Here is a 16,192-nt window from a genome sequence, read left to right on the forward strand (position 1 = left end):
CCCCACTCACTCCATAATCACAAACCGCGTCGCGGCAAAGCAGTTCAGGATCCTGTGAACCAGAAATACCATCGTCAGCGTTGCCACCAGCGCGACGGTGACGGAGGTGATGCGGTACAGATCGCTGAATACCAGGTCCTGATCCGGGTGCAGATTCTGGCCAAACATAATGCCGATGGTGGTGATACTGGCAAAGCCCACGCCTGCGCCGACTTTTTCCATTACGTGCAGGCGGGCGCTGAACGCCAGCCCGAGGCCAATCAGCGGCATCATCAACACCATATGGTTGCTGAAATCATAGATAAGCAGCTGCACCAGCAGAATATACAGGCAGGCCAGCACCACACCGACCACGCGCCAGAGAGAACTGATCACCGCGCCGCGGTAGTGCATCGGAAACAGGATCAAAATGCCCGCCATCAGTGCCGACAGCGAATCACTCAAATCACAGATCTGGAAGATGACAAAAATCATCGTCGCCACCGTACCGGAAAGCAGCGACTCATGGCGGACCCGGGCAGCATCTTTCTCAATGCGCGGCGGTGGCTGGCGCGCCTCCACATCCGGGATCAGATAATTCAGCAGCGCGCTCAGCGCCACTGCCATGACGCAGGCCTCCATATTGGAGAACATCAGCGTATGCCAGTTGGTGGTGGGATAGCTCATAAAGTTGAGCATCGTGCTCTGGCACACCACGCCCATCGAGCCGAGCAGAAACAGCGGCCCTTTGCTCATAAAGCGAAAACGCATCACGTACAAGCCGAACACCACCAGCGTCATAATCAGCGGCCACTGTGAGAGATAGCCGACGATTAGCACCATTTCAACACAGTTCACCGCTGCGCTGAACACGAACTGTTTTGCCACATGGCGGTTGAACACCGGCACCAGCGACAACAGCATCAGCGGATAAACCACAAAAAACACGCCATACTGCACGTTGTAGAAGGTCGAGATACTTAGCGCGATTGTCCCGGCAACGGAGATACGCAGGGTCTGGCGAAAATCATTGGCGGTGTAGACAATGTTCCCGTGCGGCGTAAAGACGTGGGCCAGAGTGTTAATAGACATAATGCAGCCAGCTAACGAGATGGATCTGCGCCCCGGCAAAGGTGCGGGCGAACATCCCCTCGCTGTTATACAGCTGTACCGTGGCGCGCGCCCCGGTCGGTAACGGCGTGTCGAGCGGTTCGTTCAGCGCTACGTGAATGCGCATACGCTGGGCATCGCGCACCCAACGGGTAGACTGTTCCGGTTGCGACAACTGGCCGTTAACCTGCTCCTGACCCGCCAGAATACCGGCATCACTGCTGGTGACACGGGCAGAGAAAACCTTGCCCGGCATAGCGTCGAACACCACGGCGGCATCGGTATCTACCCGAGTGTGGCGCAGGCTTTTCTCGCGAAAATCAGCCACGATATCAGTCTGATGGCTGACCAGCGCCAGCAGCGGCGTGGCGGCGGTCGCGTAAAGTCCGGGGCTAAGCTGAAGATTGCTCACCGTGCCGTTGGTCTCTGCATACACTTTGCTCCAGCCGAGGTTCAGTTGCGCCTCTTCCAGCGCGTTACGGTATTTTTGCAACGTCACGTTACGCTTATCATCGCGCTCACCGCGCTGAATCAGCAGGTTCTGAATACTGGCATTAAGTGCCGCCACCGACTGCTCGCTGGTTTGCCAGGCGGTGCGCACCTTGTCGAGATCGGATTGCGACACGTTCTGCATGGCACTCAGGCGCTGATAGCGGTCAAAGGTAGTCTTATCGTTGCGGGCGTTGAATTGCGCGGTGCGCAGGTTGGCACGGGCAGAGGAGATCTGCGCATCCAGCTGTTGGTTGCCCAGCTTCGCCTGCTCAAGGGCGATTTGCGCGGCCTCGACCTTATTGAAAAACGGCGTCGGATCCAGTTCGTACAGCAAATCGCCCTTCTTCACCTGGCTATTATTGTGTACATGCACCTGCGAGACGTATCCGGATACGCGTGAGGAAACGGGCGTTACCACGCGCATCACCGTGGAGTCCGGCGTCAACGGGATCCAGATATCGGCAACGATAAACCAGGCGAATACTACCAGGAAAGCGGCAATACTCACCCTTACCCAACGGGCAAATTTTTGTTCTGGGGTCATCATAGTTTTTTAGTGTTGATTGTCTTCTTCGCGGATTGTCCGCAAATTGCAGGCGAGTTGATTTAAGGTCGCGCTGAAAGAGTCAAGCTCCGCTTCAGGAATGGTGCAGGTGACGCGATGTTGATATGTCTCAATCACCCGGTTAAGTTCTTCAAGCCTTAAGCGGCCTTGCGCGGTCAGCGTTAGCAGGCGGATGCGTTTGTCATAAGGCGATGTGGAACGCAGCAGATACCCCTGCTTTTCCAGCTGCGAGAGGGTGCGCATCAGCGGCGGCAGTTCAATGCCCTGCACCTCCGCCAGTTCGCTGACTGAAACATTGTCACCCAACTGATGCAGTTGCATCAGCACCGTCCAGCTTGATTGCGTCAGGCCAGTATCGGTGATGGCAGCATCAATAATGGCCCGCCACTGGCGCACCACCATTGCCATGCGCATCCCCATCGGTCGGCAGGCAAACAGTTCATCTTCAGTCATCTTACTTTCCTCTCATCGCTGAAAAGAAAATAATACTTATCAGGGTAAGTATCAAGAAACGGACCAACCAGAAGCATGAATTGATAAATATCGTGAATATAAAAAAGGCCAGGGCGATAACCACCTGCCTTTGTCATCGGAAGAAAAATCATTCCACCTGATCGCGTCGCAGCCCGACATCCCGCAGCCGCTCGTCGCTCATCTGCTGCAATATACGCCGCGTTTGCGCCCGCAGATGCCAGCGTTTTATCGCCTGCCAGATCTGCACCAAACCAATAAACGGCTGTTTTGCTTTATTCTCGTGAAATTCCATACTTTGCCTCCCCGCCTTGCCAGAGGCTTATCTTCGCGGATTTACCGCCAGACAATACAGATTCAAAAAGTACTTTTATTTAACATACAGATTGATTAAAACAGTATCTGCATACGGTTTTTTCCATCGTTCTGTATTGGTTTATCCATCTGTATGGCAACAATGAGGGATACAGCATGACCCGTTACCAACATCTGGCCACACTACTGGCCGAACGCATTGAGCAGGGGCTGTATCGCCATGGTGAAAAACTGCCGTCGGTGCGCAGCCTGAGCCAGGAACACGGGGTGAGTATCAGTACCGTCCAGCAGGCGTATCAGACGCTGGAACAGCGGCAGCTGATCACCCCGCAGCCGCGTTCCGGTTACTTTGTCGCGCCGCAAAAAGCGCAGCCGCCCGTACCACTGATGTCGCGCCCGGTCCAGCGTCCGGTGGAGATAACCCAGTGGGATCAGGTGCTGGACATGTTGGCAGGTCATGCAGACAAATCGATAATTCCTTTCAGTAGCGGCGTCCCCGATATCAATCAACCCAGCCTGAAACCACTCTGGCGCGAATTAAGCCGCGTAGTGCAGCACAATTTAGGAGCGGTGCTGGGCTACGACGAACTGGCTGGATGCCGCGAACTGCGTAATCAGATTGCCCGTCTGATGCTGGACGGCGGCTCGGTCGTCAATGCAGATGACATTATCATCACCAACGGTAGCCAGAGCGGAATGTCGCTGGCGCTACTGACGGTCTGCCAGCCAGGAGATATCGTCGCCGTAGAATCGCCCGCCTACTACGGTACGATGCAGCTACTGCGCGGTTTAGGGATTAAGGTTATTGAAATCCCAACCGATCCGGATACCGGCATCAGTGTTGAGGCGTTGGAACTGGCGCTGGATCAGTGGCCCATTAAAGGGGTGATTCTGGTCCCTAATTGCAATAATCCGCTCGGGTTTATTATGCCGGATGCGCGTAAGCGGGCGGTCCTCGCCCTCGCTCAGCGCCACGATATTGTTATTTTTGAAGACGATGTGTATGGCGAGCTGGCAACAGAATACCCGCGCCCGCGCACCATCCACTCCTGGGATATCGACGGTCGGGTACTGTTGTGCAGTTCGTTTACCAAATCCGTAGCGCCGGGCCTGCGCGTGGGTTGGGTTGTTCCTGGCCGATACCATGACAAACTTCTGCATAAAAAATACGCCGTTATCGGCACCAACGTTCCTGCCACGCAGTTGGCAGCGGCAACCTTTGTGCGCGACGGCCACTATCATCGCCATGTCCGGCGTATGCGCCAGATCTATCAGCGTAATATGGAGATCTACACCTGCTGGGTACGGGAATATTTCCCCTGTGGGATCTGCGTCACCCGCCCCAAAGGCGGCTTTATGCTGTGGGTCGAGTTACCGCTGCAGGTCGATATGGTCTGTGTCGCCAAACAACTCTGTCGGCTGAAAATACAGGTCGCACCGGGATCGCTGTTCTCTGCCTCAGGGAAGTATCGCAACTGTGTACGCATTAACTGCGCGTTACCGCCAAACGAGAAGCATCGGGAAGTGATGCAGAAGCTCGGCGAAGCGGTAAAGGTGGCGATAGAATAAATTGAATGCCCGGTAGCGTAAGTTCACCAGGCTGGAGAGTACGCCATTCCCGTAATACCTAATGGCTCAGGTTATAAAGTTCATCAGTGGGAAGCCGGGTAATTTTTTGTACCGTACTGATCTCAATACCGTCTGCCAGCATGGTGCGAGCAATACGCCGTGCTTCAGCGCGTTGACCTTCGATAAGCCCTTCTTGTAGCCCTTCCTCTCGACCTTCCAGCCTCCCTTTTTGTAATCCTGCTTCATGCAGCCTTTCTGCGATCGTCATCAAATTCTCCTTATGTTGCGGTGAACGTTCGGCAATCTCACGGATAAACTCATTGAAGCAAGGTGCATCGCCGGTGCACAAAATATAATTAAACAGTGTCTTAATCTGGCTGTCATTAGTGGACCCGGTAACGAGCAGAGAAACAATTTGTTCAACCAATCCCATAAGATCGCGCTGACGGATATGTTTCTGGATTAGCTCAAGCAATGCCATACGTCGATGCTGCACAATTTCATCGTCAGGGATAACCGTAATATCTACCAGCGGAAACGCTGCAGCATACAGCTGGCGTGCCAGCCCTGGGTTAGCAAACTCATCCAGCCAGCACAGCGACCAGGGATACGGGCTTTTGGCACCGTGATAAAACAGCATCGGCACCACCAAAGGCAGTTGCTTATGTCCGGCATCTAAATGTTTCTGCATGGCTGCTATCGCATAGCGCATCAACCTGAACGCCATATGCGCATCCGGTGTGCTCTGGTGTTCAATCACCACATAAATATATCCATCCCCTTCCGTCGTTTTCACAGACCACAACACATCGGAATAATACGCACGTAGATCCTCTTCAATAAAACTGTCAGACTCGAGATTCAGCGTCTGAAGATCGCAAATTTCACGAAGCGAAGCAGGAAGATGAATCTGCAGAAAATCCCGCGCGGTCTCAGGGTGACGTAAAAACGTCTTAAAAACTGCATCATGCGGTGTGGAGGCTGGCGCTTTATTCATAGCAATCCGTCACCTGAAAGTAAGATGTCGTGACTGTAGCGCCGGTAAACCACGCCCTCACCTCCTACTTTTTACCTTTGCGAGGCATTTTCAGAGATAAATTCGTCTCTCTGCAACGTTCGCATTTCTCTGGAATGCATTACGTAAAAGCACCATGTCGATACACAACACCACTTTTTCACCATGCGGCCTGTGCTATAACAAACCATCAGTTTCATGGAGGACACGATGTGACGCATACCCGCGATATTCCACAGTCATTCTGGCGTGATGAACAGCTTCCGTGGCTGGAGCTGCGCAGCACCTGGTGCAGTCAGCAGGCCTATAAGCGTCACCACCATCCCCAGCTTTCGATTGGGGCGATTCTTGAAGGAGAGACATGCTGCATATGTGATGGCAAGGAATACCGCCTGAGCGTAGGCGATCTCATCGTGATCCCGCCTCTGGTGCCTCACAGCTGCAACCCTGTCAGCGGGCAGTTTCGCAGTTACCATATGCTCTATCTTGATGCGCAGTGGTGTCGCTCTCATCTTTCAGCATTGAACTGTAACCCGCAATTTTACTCGCCCACACCCGTGATCCATGACCCACCGTTATTTCAGTGCTATGTGCATCTTGTGGCGTTAATGCGCCAACAGCGGACGGCGCAAATAACCGATGCAGCAGTTGTGCTGCTGCGTTCACTGCCATTGCTGTCGAGAAAACCAACTAACCTAAGCGTCACCAGTCAGTATCTGCGTGAGCGGTTGCAGTCCAGCCTGTTGGCGCCGCCCTCGCTGGATGAGCTGGCCAATGAATGCAGCATGCGTAAAGAAACGCTGATCCGTACTTTCAAACAAGATACCGGGCTGACGCCGGGAAGCTACCTGAATATTGTGCGGATTAACTATGCCCGCGGGCGGTTGCGCGCCGGGGATGATATTGCCGATGTCAGCTACCAGAGCGGGTTTGCCGACCAGAGCCATTTCCATCGCACCTTTGTTCGTTACACCGCAGCCACGCCGCGTCAGTACGCGTTGGGACGATCAATATCAGACAATAATTAACGTTATGTCAGGCGTAGGGTGATCGCAGATTCACATTCTGAGGTCACTATGGAACGGCTTTCTGCACTCTTCCCCTCCGCTTTTCCCGCACTGGCGCTGGCGCATTTTATGGCGTTGCTCAGTCCCGGGCCGGATTTCTTTTTACTGATCGCCTACGCTGTACGTTATCGGCTGCGTGGTAGCGCCGGGCTGTGCGTGGGCATCGCCATCGGCAATGGGTTGTATATCCTGCTAGCAATTATCGGCTGGGGGATCCTGCGACAGATCCCTCTGCTGTTTACAGCCATTGAATTACTGGGTGCGCTCTATTTATTGTGGATTGGTAGCCTGCTAATCCGCAGTCGTCCGCAAATCGTGGCTGGAGCAGATGCCCGCCTCAATCGCCCTGGATTTGGCAAACAACTGCTGCTGGGACTGGGTTCATCACTGCTCAACCCCAAAAATGCGCTGTTCTATCTGGCGCTGATGACCGCCCTGCTCGGCCCGTCGGTGACGTTGCTACAACAAACCGTTAGCGGTATCTGGATGACGAGCGTAGTGCTGGTCTGGGATCTGTTGATCGTGATGTTCATCGGTTTGCCGCAGATCCAGAAACGGTTAACCAGAGGGATCCTGTGGATCGAGCGCATCGCTGGAGGCGTGTTGATCATCTTCGGCAGCGCGATCGCACTGCGGTTTTTACACAGCCTCACGCTCAGTTAAGCATGGTGATTTTCTTCAGATTAACCCTATAAACTCGTTTAATTATCATCCAATTCGCATTACACTGCGGTTTGACTATTTTCCGTTCAACTTAATTCTCTTCCCGAGGTGTGATGTGCTGATTGTTACCTGTAATCGTTACGCTTTCTGACCTCATCAGAGATGCGTATGTCCTGTTTGTGCTTCGCGCAGACAGCGTTTTTGATTACATGAAATTCAGTACATCTGCAGTCTGTTTTTTCTGTCACCAGCCTGACGTCTCAAAAGACGGTATTGAATTTCGCTATTCCCGTTGAGGGTATTCTCCCGACAAGGAGCTGTTTTTATGCAACGGATTTTCGCGTTTTTCGCCCAACGCGCCACAACGCTATTCTTCCCCATCGCGCTGATTTTATATGACTTCGCCGCCTATTTGTCGACGGACCTGATCCAGCCCGGCATCATTAATGTAGTACGGGATTTTAACGCCGATGTCAGCCTGGCGCCGGCTGCGGTCAGTCTGTATCTGGCGGGAGGTATGGCGCTGCAGTGGCTGTTAGGTCCGCTTTCCGACCGAATTGGCCGCCGACCGGTACTGATTGCAGGAGCATTAATCTTTACTCTTGCCTGTGCGGCCACGTTGTTCACCACCTCAATGACGCAATTTCTGATCGCGCGTTTTATTCAGGGCACCAGCATCTGCTTTATCGCCACGGTAGGTTATGTCACGGTGCAGGAGGCATTTGGTCAAACTAAGGCCATTAAACTGATGGCGATAATCACCTCCATTGTGCTGGTTGCGCCGGTTATCGGCCCACTCTCCGGGGCGGCGCTGATGCACTTTGTACACTGGAAGATCCTGTTTGCCATTATCGCCGCTATGGGGCTTATCGCCCTGATTGGGTTAGCGTTAGCGATGCCGGAAACTGTCCAGCGCGGCTCGGTGCCGTTCAGTGCGCGCAGCGTACTGCGTGATTTCCGCGACGTTTTTCGCAACCGGGTGTTCCTCTTTGGCGCAGCCACACTTTCGCTGAGTTATATCCCGATGATGAGCTGGGTAGCGGTTTCGCCAGTGATCCTGATTGATGCCGGCGGCATGACCACATCGCAGTTTGCCTGGGCGCAGGCTCCGGTATTTGGTGCCGTGATCGTCGCCAATATGGTGGTCGTGCGTTTTGTGAAGGATCCAACGAAGCCACGCTTTATCTGGCGTGCTGCGCCCATTCAACTGAGCGGACTGGCGGTGCTGATTGGCGGTAATTTGCTGTGGCCGCATGTGTGGCTGTGGTCGGTGCTGGGGACCAGCCTGTATGCATTTGGCATCGGGATGATCTTCCCGACGCTATTCCGTTTTACGTTGTTTTCTAACAACTTGCCGAAGGGTACGGTCTCCGCGTCGCTAAACATGGTGATCCTGACAGTGATGGCAGTTTCGGTCGAAGTCGGACGCTGGCTGTGGTTTAACGGCGGCAGGCTTTCGTTTCACCTGCTGGCGGTCGTGGCGGGTATTGCCGTGGTGTTCACGCTGGCCGGATTATTGAAGCGTGTGCGTCAGCATGAGGCAACAGCGTTAGTCACCGAAAACTAAACTTCTATAAGCTGCCCCCGGTACCTGAACACTAATATTCGTGTTTGCAGGTCGGGGGCAAGCCATAACAAGCCATAAATAGTGCATCTACTTTTGATCATCTGGCTAAATGTAACGGGACTTCAGCATCCGGTTCATGCGTGATCCGATTTCTCAGGTCACGGCGAATCATTTCAATCACCCAAAACCAAAAAATGTGCCCCACTATTTCAGAAACATATTCATCGAATGGTAGTTGGGACAACGGTGGTGAAAGATGAAATGCCGGGATGAAGATACCATGAACAGCCACTGTCACGATCAATCCCGCTAACACACCTTGCCAAAGTTTTACTTTCGGAAAAATTTCAGCAGCGACACAGTAACCCACTGCAAAGACTAAGGAAAAAATGATGTGCGTTACCATCACCGGATTAATCACGTGTTCTGAAAAAGTGTAAACCGTCTGCGTCGGATCAATCCCCAGATAGTCTCTCAGGAAAAGATACGGCGGATTAAATTCATTACGTCCCAAAGAAAACGTTCTGGGAGGAAGTGGGACTTCAGCCCCCCACTTAACAAATGCAGAGAGAATCCCGGAAACGATACCAACCAGTAACGCGACACCATAATGACGACGTTCCGGCGCTGTTCTTATAAAAAAATCATTAAGATTCATAATATAACCATCCCTTACGTAAAATAATAACATTGAGGATCCTGATCAATGCTACCCGTATGAGATGATGAAAATTGTGACAAAGATTAATTTTGACAAAAAATGATCTAATTTGATTCTAAATGATGTGTTTTGATTAGTATTGTCGACCACAACTTCTATGCAACCCCGCAAAACAAGCACTTTATCCGGCCTGTGTAGCTACAGCAGGCCGGATAAGTGTCTGCATTTATCACTTTACGTTACGCGATTCGTGCAAACCCCGCTTCCAGATCAGCAATCAGATCGCCAACATCTTCCAGGCCGATATGCACCCTGACCAGCGTTCCGCTGAAATCGACATCCCCGGCTGGGCGAATGCTGTTCAGCTCTTCCGGCTGGTTGGCCAGAATGAGTGATTCGAATCCTCCCCACGAATAGGCCATATGGAACAAAGAAAAATTATCGAGAAAATTCGCCATCTGTTCGTCGGTCAGTCTCTTTTTCAGGACAAACGAGAACAGGCCTGAGCTACCGGCAAAATCACGCTGAAAATACTCATGACCGGGGCATTCCGGTAACGCCGGATGATTCACCCGCGCCACTTCAGGTCTCGCCGACAGCCAACGCGCAATATGGATGCTGCTCTCCTGGTGCTGTTTAAGACGTACAGCCAGCGTACGTAATCCGCGGCTACCGTTGTAAGCCGTATCGGCATCCAGCGTTTGCCCCATCAGATAGGAGTTTTCACGCAAACGATCCCAACAGCGGGCGTTCGACACCGCCGTCCCCAGCATGCCGTCCGAATGGCCAATGGTGTACTTCGTGCCAGCCTGAATGGAAATATCCACGCCGAAGTCCAGCGCTTTAAACAGCACTCCCGCCGCCCAGGTGTTGTCGATCATGATGACGATCTCTGGGTTCACCGCGCGGATCGCCTTCACCATTCCCGGCACGTCCTGCACTTCCATGGTGATTGAACTGGGGGATTCCAGGAACACCACTTTCGTCTCAGGGCGCAGAAGATCGACAATGCCTGCACCAATTAGCGGATCGTAATAAGTGGTTTCCACATTGAATTTACTCAGGATCTTATTACAGAAATCCTGAGTGGGTTCATAGGCCGCTCCGGTCATCAGGATATGATCGCCGCTTTGGACAAACGCCAGAATCGCATTGGTGACCGCCGCCGCACCGCACGGGTACAGCGCACAACCCGCACCGCCTTCCAGGTCGCTCATTGCCTTCTGGAATGCGAAGTGTGTGTAAGTTCCGCGACGACCGTAGAACAGTTCGCCATTCGCACGATTGGCGGTGGCAAATTTTTTGTCCTTCACGGTATCGAACACCAGCGAAGAGGCGCGCTGGATCACCGGATTCACCGCTCCCTGGGTGTAACGTTTGTCGCGACCAGCAACGACCAGTTGCGTTTCAAGCTTGATTGCGTCTTTCATAACTTCTCCTGTTCTAAATCCGTGTGAAAACCTATACCACCGCAGCAGTAGAGTTTATTTCAGTATTGGCCTGCTTTTTTCCAGCGAACCGCTCGACAATCTGTGCCGCATTCAAATCATGGATCACGTTAATCAGCGTGGCCGGAGCATCGGTAATCGTGCCCAGCACCACCAGCATCGGGATGGCTTCCATCGGCAAGCCCAGCGTCGTCACGATAAAAATCTCGCCTAAAAACGCCCCACCCGGTACACCGCCGACAATAATGGCGGAGAGAACGGCAATCAGCATCGTCAGGAAGAATGTCTCAGTGGTGAACTCCATGCCCAGCACCGAATAGATAAAGACGATTTTCAGTGCGGCAATCATCGCCACGCCGCCTTTATTCAGGTTGACCAGTAGCGGAATAGAGACATCAACGATTTCCGGGTTAATTCCCATCGCCTTACCCGCACGTAGTGTCACAGGAAGTGTGCCCAGTGAAGAACACGTCCCTAACGCCGTGGCTGACGGTTCAATCGCATTACGCCAGAAGGCTTTAACCGCCGGAATACCGCCGCCAATATACGAATAGAGAATAGAACCCAAAACGAAGTAGACCAGCGTGGCAACCATAAACAGACCAATTGCGCGGGCAAAGGTTAACAGTAGACCAGAGTCCTGGCTGGCCATCGTGGCGGCGAAATAGCAGCCAAGACCAATCGGCGCCACTTTCATAATGATTGAAACGATCTTCATGATGACGGTGTTGGCATCTTCCAGCAGCGACGCAATACGCTTACCCGCCTGTTCAGATTGTCCTATCGCCACTCCGGCGATAATCGCCATCACGATCAGCGCCAGAATATTGGACTTAGAAAACAGCCCGATAAAGTCACTGGTGGTGATCATACTGACAAAATCCATCTTGCCGCTGCCCGCCTGTACAGACTGCGAAAGATCGATAGTGACGCCCTGCGCCGGGTTATACCATAGCGCCAGCGCCACAATTCCGGCAGCCGGAATAAAGGCCATTGCGATCGAGACAATAAAGATAATCGCCATAATACGTCCCAGCCTTTTCAGGTCGGTCATACTGGCGATGGAGGACATGACGCTGATACCCACCAGCGGCACAATAATCATAAATAACAGGTTTAAAAATATCTGACCTATTGGTTGGAGTTTACTTGCAAACGTCGGGGCATAAATACCTAATAAGCCACCAATAACCAGAGCAATTAATAAAATAATCGACGATTTGTAGGGTTCGAGTCGTGACCACATAATGGGTACCTTTAAAATTATAAAATATTAAATGAGATTAAATTCACATTTTGATGAGTTTTCGCTCCGCCTCCTTATATTTGTGATGCAACTCACTTAAGTTGTTATTTTTTCATTTTGCCAGCAAGTTGTTTCCTGTGATTCAATAGTTGCATGTTTAAAACGCGAATGTAACGGCCTATTCGTACCGTTTATGCAAATCACTTGTGAATTTAAGGAAACAATGAGTACGCCGATTTCACTCAAGCATCTGGAGTTTTTTGTCAAAATCGTCGACTGCGGAGGATTATCTGAAGCCGCCGCGCAACTCAACGTATCGCCTTCAGCGGTAAGTAAAAGCCTGACTGCCATGGAGGACACGCTGGGTACGACATTAATTAAACGTACCACCCGCAGTATTACTCTGACCGATGCAGGGCAATATTTATTTAACCGCGCGAATAAGTTATTGAAAGAGTTTGATGAAACGCTGAACACGACCTCCGGCTATTACCACAGTCCGCAGGGTGAATTACGTATAACCTGTTCGATTGCTTTTGGTTATTCACGACTGGTAAACCTGGTAGATAAATATCGCTCCCAGTTCCCGGATGTGAATCTGTATATCGATCTCAACGATAACTTTGTCAATCTGAACGAAACAGATTTCGACATCGCCCTGCGCATCTCCACAGCACCGCCACAAAACTATGCGATGCGCAAGCTGGTGCCTATCCGCTGGGCGTACTGCGCATCACCCGGCTACCTTGCCAAAAAAGGTATGCCCCAGCACCGTAGCGATCTGGTGAATCATGATTGTCTGGTTTACCCCGGCCTCACGCCGGTGCTAAAAGTGGCAGATGAACAGGATCGTCTGCATCAGTTGAAGCTGCACATGCCAATCCAGGCCAACAGCAGCCTGGTATTGCTGAAATCGGTATTAGAAGATCAAGGGGTGGCGTATTTACCCACCTATCTGATTGGCGATCATATTCAAAAAGAAGAGATAACGCCGCTGATGCTCGATGGCACCATCACCTGCGAAACCCACGCCCTTTACGCGCTCTATTTTCCCAGCAAGTACAGTAATCCGAAGGTGCGATCGTTTATCGACTTTCTGGTAACGGAACTCGGCCCATTACCCGCATGGGACAACTGGATCCCTGGGTAAAATCTCCACCTAAAAATGGGAGGTACGCCACATTTTTTGCGCGATCCCAGCGTCTGGCTCTATCCTTAAACCTATGAATAAAATTACTGAACTCAAACGCGCCAAGCGACTGGCGCTCTCTCTGCTGCTGATCGCTGCTGCGACGTTCGTCATCACCCTGTTTCTGCCGCCAAACTTCTGGGTACTCGGAATCAAGGCGATAGCCGAAGCGGCGATGGTTGGCGCACTGGCGGACTGGTTCGCCGTGGTGGCACTTTTTCGTCGGGTACCGATTCCATTTATCTCGCAACACACGGCGATCATCCCGCGTAACAAAGACAGAATCGGCGAGAACCTCGGTCAGTTCGTGCAGGAAAAATTCCTCGATACCCAGTCGCTGGTGGCGTTGATCCGCCGCCATGAGCCGGCCTTGCTGATTGGTAACTGGTTCAGCCAGCCGGAAAACGCCCAGCGCATTGGTCAGCACCTGCTGCAAATTATGAGTGGTTTTCTCGAACTGACCGACGACTCCCGCATCCAGCGGCTGATCAAGCGCGCGGTGCACAAGGCTATCGACAAGGTTGATCTTTCCGGTACCAGTGCGCTAATGCTGGAAAGCATGACCAAAAACAATCGCCACCAGGAGCTGCTCGACACGCTGATTACGCAGTTGATCACCCTGCTACAGCGCGACAGCTCACGGGCGTTTATTGCGCAACAGATCGTGCGCTGGCTGGAGACAGAACACCCGCTAAAAGCGAAACTCCTGCCGACCGAATGGCTGGGCGAGCACAGCGCCGAGCTGGTGTCTGATGCGGTCAACTCCCTGCTGGATGACATCAGCCACGATCGGACGCATCAGATCCGCCATGCCTTCGATCGCGCCACGTTTAAACTGATTGATAAGCTCAAACACGATCCGGAGATGGCTGTCCGGGCGGAAAGTCTCAAAAGCTATCTGAAAGAGGATGAAGCCTTTAACCGTTATCTCGGCGAGTTGTGGGCGGATCTGCGCCAGTGGGTGAAAACCGACATTAACGCCGACGATTCCCGCGTGAAACAGCGTATCGCCAGTGCCGGGCAGTGGTTCGGTGAAACGCTGGTTGCCGACAGCGCCTTGCGCGCTTCGCTGAATGGGCATCTTGAGCAGGCCGCGCGTAAGATCGCACCGGAGTTCGCTACCTTCCTGACACGCCATATCAGCGACACGGTAAAAAGCTGGGATGCGCGTGATATGTCACAGCAAATCGAGCTTAACATCGGCAAAGATTTGCAGTTTATTCGCGTCAACGGCACGCTGGTTGGCGGTTCTATAGGACTGGTGTTATATCTGTTGTCGCAAATTCCTTCCCTGCTGACACTGCCGAATTTTTAAGGAGAAAAAATGGCTGAAATCACTCTGGCCCCGGCGGATCGTGATCGTCTGCGTAGCGAGCTTGAAACGTACTGTAGCGACCACTTTGATCTTGAGCTTGAACAATTCGACGCCGAGTTCTTTATTGATTTTATTATCGAAAAACTGGGATCTGCTTTCTACAACGCGGGAATTGAAGAGGCGATCCGCACCCATATTGCCTGGAGCGAACGGATCCAGGAAGAAATGGATCTGAAGAAAATTCTATGACCGCATACTGTAGATGGACAAATGTATACATCGCGAGGGAGATCAATAAATACACAATAACTATAAGGTTATAATGCGGCGTCTTTTCACTGTCTCCCGTGTTACGGGGAAGGAAAACCATGTCGCTTATCACTGATTTACCCGCCATTTTCAACCAATTCTCCGACGCTCGTCAGAAAGGCTTCCTTACCGTAATGGATCTTAAAGAGCAGGGAATTCCGCTCGTTGGGACCTATTGCACCTTTATGCCGCAAGAGATCGCGATGGCTGCTGGCGCTGTTGTCGTTTCGCTGTGTTCCACCTCTGACGAAACCATTGAAGAAGCTGAAAAGGACCTCCCGCGTAACCTCTGTCCGTTGATCAAAAGCAGCTACGGCTTTGGTAAAACCGACAAATGCCCCTACTTCTACTTTTCTGACCTGGTGGTGGGCGAAACCACCTGCGACGGCAAGAAGAAGATGTACGAGTACATGGCCGAATTTAAAGCGGTACATGTGATGCAACTGCCCAACAGCGCCAACGATGCGGCCTCTCGTACGCTATGGAAAGCTGAGATCCTGCGTCTGCAACAAGGTATCGAAGCCCGTTTTGGTACCCCTATTACCGAAGCTGCGCTACGTGAAGCCATTATGCTCAAAAACAGAGAACGTCGCGCGCTGGCGAATTTCTACCGCGTTGGCCAACTCAACCCGCCTGCGCTCAGCGGCAGTGACATCCTGAAAGTGGTGTACGGCGCGACCTTCCGTTTTGATAAAGAGGCGCTTATCGACGAGCTGAACAGCATGGCCGAGCGCGTACGTCAGGAATGGCAGGACGGCAAACGCCTGGAATCACGGCCCCGCATTCTGATCACCGGTTGTCCTATTGGCGGTGCGGCAGAAAAAGTAGTCCGCGCCATTGAAGATAACGGCGGCTGGGTGGTGGGCTATGAAAACTGCACCGGTGCTAAAGCCACAGAACAGTGCGTGGAAGAAACCGGCGACGTCTATGATGCGCTGACCGATAAATATCTCGCTATTGGTTGCTCCTGTATCTCACCTAACGATCAGCGTCTGAAAATGCTCAGCCAGATGGTCGAAGAGTATCAAGCCGACGGCGTTGTCGATGTTATCCTACAAGCCTGTCATACCTATGCCGTTGAATCACTTGCGATTAAACGCCACGTTCGCCAGCAACACAATATTCCTTATATCGCCATTGAAACTGACTACTCCAGCGCAGATATCGGCCAGCTGAGCACCCGCGTTGCAGCGTTTATTGAAATGCTGTGA

General features: G+C 52.1%; 16 protein-coding genes. 8 read left to right on the plus strand and 8 right to left on the minus strand.

Annotated features, from left to right (window positions below):
- Positions 1 to 6 precede the first annotated feature (6 nt).
- The 4 genes from OGY01_RS19245 to OGY01_RS19260 all read right to left on the minus strand — a co-directional run bounded on the left by OGY01_RS19245 (position 7) and on the right by OGY01_RS19260 (position 2,912).
- Positions 7 to 1,071: a DUF2955 domain-containing protein gene (locus OGY01_RS19245; RefSeq protein WP_286493533.1), complete on the minus strand. Its 1,065-nt coding sequence runs from the start codon at positions 1,069 to 1,071 to the stop codon at positions 7 to 9.
- On the minus strand, positions 1,061 to 2,128 hold the full coding sequence (locus tag OGY01_RS19250; RefSeq protein ID WP_286493534.1) for an HlyD family secretion protein: 1,068 nt from the start codon (positions 2,126 to 2,128) through the stop codon (positions 1,061 to 1,063). The genes OGY01_RS19245 and OGY01_RS19250 overlap by 11 nt, the downstream gene beginning before the upstream one ends.
- 6 nt (positions 2,129 to 2,134) lie before the next feature.
- A complete protein-coding gene (locus OGY01_RS19255; protein ID WP_286493535.1) occupies positions 2,135 to 2,599 on the minus strand; it encodes a MarR family transcriptional regulator in 465 nt (154 codons plus the stop codon).
- A gap of 148 nt (positions 2,600 to 2,747) precedes the next feature.
- Positions 2,748 to 2,912, minus strand: coding sequence for a DUF1127 domain-containing protein (locus OGY01_RS19260; RefSeq protein ID WP_071828888.1), 165 nt, complete (start codon positions 2,910 to 2,912; stop codon positions 2,748 to 2,750).
- Positions 2,913 to 3,088: 176 nt separating this feature from the next.
- Between OGY01_RS19260 and OGY01_RS19265 the strand changes: the two genes are divergently transcribed.
- On the plus strand, positions 3,089 to 4,501 hold the full coding sequence (locus tag OGY01_RS19265) for an aminotransferase-like domain-containing protein (protein WP_286493536.1): 1,413 nt from the start codon (positions 3,089 to 3,091) through the stop codon (positions 4,499 to 4,501).
- Positions 4,502 to 4,559: 58 nt separating this feature from the next.
- Here OGY01_RS19265 and OGY01_RS19270 read toward each other — a convergent pair whose 3' ends face one another.
- Entirely contained in the window at positions 4,560 to 5,498 is a 939-nt protein-coding gene (locus OGY01_RS19270) for an Rpn family recombination-promoting nuclease/putative transposase (protein WP_286493537.1), read from the minus strand.
- 230 nt (positions 5,499 to 5,728) lie between these two features.
- Here OGY01_RS19270 and OGY01_RS19275 point away from each other — a divergent pair, with 230 nt between their 5' ends.
- The 3 genes from OGY01_RS19275 (at position 5,729) to mdtM (ending at position 8,813) form a co-directional block, all read left to right on the plus strand.
- Positions 5,729 to 6,544: a helix-turn-helix transcriptional regulator gene (locus OGY01_RS19275; protein WP_045439387.1), complete on the plus strand. Its 816-nt coding sequence runs from the start codon at positions 5,729 to 5,731 to the stop codon at positions 6,542 to 6,544.
- 48 nt (positions 6,545 to 6,592) lie between these two features.
- On the plus strand, positions 6,593 to 7,246 hold the full coding sequence (locus OGY01_RS19280) for a LysE family translocator (RefSeq protein ID WP_045439384.1): 654 nt from the start codon (positions 6,593 to 6,595) through the stop codon (positions 7,244 to 7,246).
- A 325-nt stretch (positions 7,247 to 7,571) separates the two neighbouring features.
- Positions 7,572 to 8,813: a multidrug efflux MFS transporter MdtM gene (mdtM, locus tag OGY01_RS19285; RefSeq protein ID WP_045439381.1), complete on the plus strand. Its 1,242-nt coding sequence runs from the start codon at positions 7,572 to 7,574 to the stop codon at positions 8,811 to 8,813.
- A gap of 97 nt (positions 8,814 to 8,910) precedes the next feature.
- Here the strand turns inward: mdtM and OGY01_RS19290 are convergent, their stop codons facing one another.
- From OGY01_RS19290 to OGY01_RS19300, 3 genes are all read right to left on the minus strand, one after another.
- Positions 8,911 to 9,471 (minus strand): YagU family protein, encoded by a 561-nt coding sequence (locus OGY01_RS19290; RefSeq protein ID WP_045449427.1) that lies wholly within the window; start codon positions 9,469 to 9,471, stop codon positions 8,911 to 8,913.
- Between the two features lie 242 nt (positions 9,472 to 9,713).
- Positions 9,714 to 10,904 carry a cystathionine beta-lyase gene (metC, locus tag OGY01_RS19295; protein WP_045439378.1) on the minus strand — a complete coding sequence of 397 codons (1,191 nt, stop codon included), beginning with the start codon at positions 10,902 to 10,904 and terminating at the stop codon, positions 9,714 to 9,716.
- A gap of 31 nt (positions 10,905 to 10,935) precedes the next feature.
- A complete protein-coding gene (locus tag OGY01_RS19300) occupies positions 10,936 to 12,168 on the minus strand; it encodes a dicarboxylate/amino acid:cation symporter (RefSeq protein WP_286493538.1) in 1,233 nt (410 codons plus the stop codon).
- Positions 12,169 to 12,391: 223 nt separating this feature from the next.
- On the opposite strand from OGY01_RS19300, the gene OGY01_RS19305 reads away from it, so the two are divergent.
- The 4 genes from OGY01_RS19305 (at position 12,392) to OGY01_RS19320 (ending at position 16,192) form a co-directional block, all read left to right on the plus strand.
- Complete coding sequence (locus OGY01_RS19305) at positions 12,392 to 13,318, plus strand: LysR family transcriptional regulator (protein WP_045439367.1); 927 nt, start codon at positions 12,392 to 12,394, stop codon at positions 13,316 to 13,318.
- Positions 13,319 to 13,391: 73 nt separating this feature from the next.
- On the plus strand, positions 13,392 to 14,672 hold the full coding sequence (locus tag OGY01_RS19310; RefSeq protein ID WP_045439364.1) for a DUF445 domain-containing protein: 1,281 nt from the start codon (positions 13,392 to 13,394) through the stop codon (positions 14,670 to 14,672).
- Positions 14,673 to 14,681: 9 nt separating this feature from the next.
- Positions 14,682 to 14,921 (plus strand): DUF2164 domain-containing protein, encoded by a 240-nt coding sequence (locus OGY01_RS19315; protein WP_045439361.1) that lies wholly within the window; start codon positions 14,682 to 14,684, stop codon positions 14,919 to 14,921.
- A gap of 119 nt (positions 14,922 to 15,040) precedes the next feature.
- Positions 15,041 to 16,192 carry a double-cubane-cluster-containing anaerobic reductase gene (locus tag OGY01_RS19320; protein WP_286493539.1) on the plus strand — a complete coding sequence of 384 codons (1,152 nt, stop codon included), beginning with the start codon at positions 15,041 to 15,043 and terminating at the stop codon, positions 16,190 to 16,192.

The sequence above is a fragment of the Citrobacter sp. Cm038 genome (assembly GCF_030333105.1).
GTDB classification, from domain to species: Bacteria; Pseudomonadota; Gammaproteobacteria; order Enterobacterales; family Enterobacteriaceae; genus Citrobacter; species Citrobacter murliniae.

Coding starts and splice junctions, on each gene's coding strand:
- OGY01_RS19265 (WP_286493536.1), top strand. CDS start 3,089: ATGACCCGTTACCAACATCTGGCCACACTACTGGCCGAACGCATTGAG.
- OGY01_RS19320 (WP_286493539.1), top strand. CDS start 15,041: ATGTCGCTTATCACTGATTTACCCGCCATTTTCAACCAATTCTCCGAC.
- OGY01_RS19260 (WP_071828888.1), bottom strand. CDS start 2,912: ATGGAATTTCACGAGAATAAAGCAAAACAGCCGTTTATTGGTTTGGTG.
- OGY01_RS19310 (WP_045439364.1), top strand. CDS start 13,392: ATGAATAAAATTACTGAACTCAAACGCGCCAAGCGACTGGCGCTCTCT.
- OGY01_RS19305 (WP_045439367.1), top strand. CDS start 12,392: ATGAGTACGCCGATTTCACTCAAGCATCTGGAGTTTTTTGTCAAAATC.
- OGY01_RS19280 (WP_045439384.1), top strand. CDS start 6,593: ATGGAACGGCTTTCTGCACTCTTCCCCTCCGCTTTTCCCGCACTGGCG.
- OGY01_RS19255 (WP_286493535.1), bottom strand. CDS start 2,599: ATGACTGAAGATGAACTGTTTGCCTGCCGACCGATGGGGATGCGCATG.
- OGY01_RS19250 (WP_286493534.1), bottom strand. CDS start 2,128: ATGATGACCCCAGAACAAAAATTTGCCCGTTGGGTAAGGGTGAGTATT.
- OGY01_RS19300 (WP_286493538.1), bottom strand. CDS start 12,168: ATGTGGTCACGACTCGAACCCTACAAATCGTCGATTATTTTATTAATT.
- metC (WP_045439378.1), bottom strand. CDS start 10,904: ATGAAAGACGCAATCAAGCTTGAAACGCAACTGGTCGTTGCTGGTCGC.
- OGY01_RS19270 (WP_286493537.1), bottom strand. CDS start 5,498: ATGAATAAAGCGCCAGCCTCCACACCGCATGATGCAGTTTTTAAGACG.
- mdtM (WP_045439381.1), top strand. CDS start 7,572: ATGCAACGGATTTTCGCGTTTTTCGCCCAACGCGCCACAACGCTATTC.
- OGY01_RS19245 (WP_286493533.1), bottom strand. CDS start 1,071: ATGTCTATTAACACTCTGGCCCACGTCTTTACGCCGCACGGGAACATT.
- OGY01_RS19290 (WP_045449427.1), bottom strand. CDS start 9,471: ATGAATCTTAATGATTTTTTTATAAGAACAGCGCCGGAACGTCGTCAT.
- OGY01_RS19315 (WP_045439361.1), top strand. CDS start 14,682: ATGGCTGAAATCACTCTGGCCCCGGCGGATCGTGATCGTCTGCGTAGC.